The 806-nt window shown below is 70.7% G+C and carries 3 protein-coding genes; all 3 read right to left on the bottom strand.

Going from position 1 to position 806, the window contains the following annotated elements:
- Positions 1 to 206: TadE family type IV pilus minor pilin (locus MVA01S_RS30010; protein ID WP_303621354.1), on the bottom strand; the 206-nt coding region annotated here is incomplete at its 3' end.
- A 14-nt stretch (positions 207 to 220) separates the two neighbouring features.
- Entirely contained in the window at positions 221 to 421 is a 201-nt protein-coding gene (locus MVA01S_RS30005; protein ID WP_003931734.1) for a DUF4244 domain-containing protein, read from the bottom strand.
- 24 nt (positions 422 to 445) lie between these two features.
- Positions 446 to 806: type II secretion system F family protein (locus MVA01S_RS30000; RefSeq protein ID WP_174539022.1), on the bottom strand; the 361-nt coding region annotated here is incomplete at its 5' end.

Raw genomic sequence — 806 nt, 5'->3', positions numbered from 1 at the left:
CGCAGCGCGACGACCGCGCCGTCCGGTGCCATCCGCTTCGCTGCCGCGGTGGCCGACACATCGTCGCCGCGGGCGGCCAGGCGCGCGGCTTCGCGGGCGGCGTCGATGCAGCGCACCTGCATCGACACCGCGGTGAGCCCGGCGATGCAGACGACAAGGACAGCCACCAGCGCCAGGATCGCGAAAGCCGCTTCGGCGGTCGCGATTCCGGACTCACCGGTCAGACGTTGGTGTTGAGCGCCCGGCTGATGATGTTGGTCAGCGCCGTCACGATCGAATCCCCGGTCACCACCGTGTAGAGGATCGCGCCGAACGCCGCGGCGGCAATCGTCCCGATGGCGTATTCCACGGTGGACATGCCGTCGTCGGCGACCGCCAGCACCAGCAGACGGGTCTTGATGTCCCGAAGTTGTTGTCTCATGGTTGTTTTCCCCTTCGTTGTTGGTCACAGAACTCCCGACTGCAGGACCTCGCCGGCCAACCCGGCGACGACGGGAACGATGCCCAGGCACAGGAACGCCGGCAGGTAGCACAACCCCAGCGGCCCGGCCATCAGCACCGAGGCGCGTTCGGCCCTGGCGCTCGCCGCGTCCCCCGCCTCACCGCGCAACTGCACGGCCAGGTCCTCCACCCCCTGGGCCAGCGCAGCACCCGACAACGCCGACCTGCGCGCCATCCGCAGGAACGCGTCGACGGAATGGTCCACCGCACCTTCGGGATTCGCCCATGCCCGGACCGGATCCGCGCCCAGCGCCAGCAGGTCGGCCGCGCGCCGCAGCAGCGCGGCCAGTGCGGGCGGCGCGGAC

Origin of the sequence: Mycolicibacterium vaccae NBRC 14118 = CIP 105934, from assembly GCF_001552715.1 — a bacterium.
GTDB lineage: Bacteria > Actinomycetota > Actinomycetes > Mycobacteriales > Mycobacteriaceae > Mycobacterium > Mycobacterium vaccae.
The sequence above is the reverse complement of the archived record's forward strand: the minus strand, read 5'-3'. Positions and strand labels throughout refer to the sequence as shown.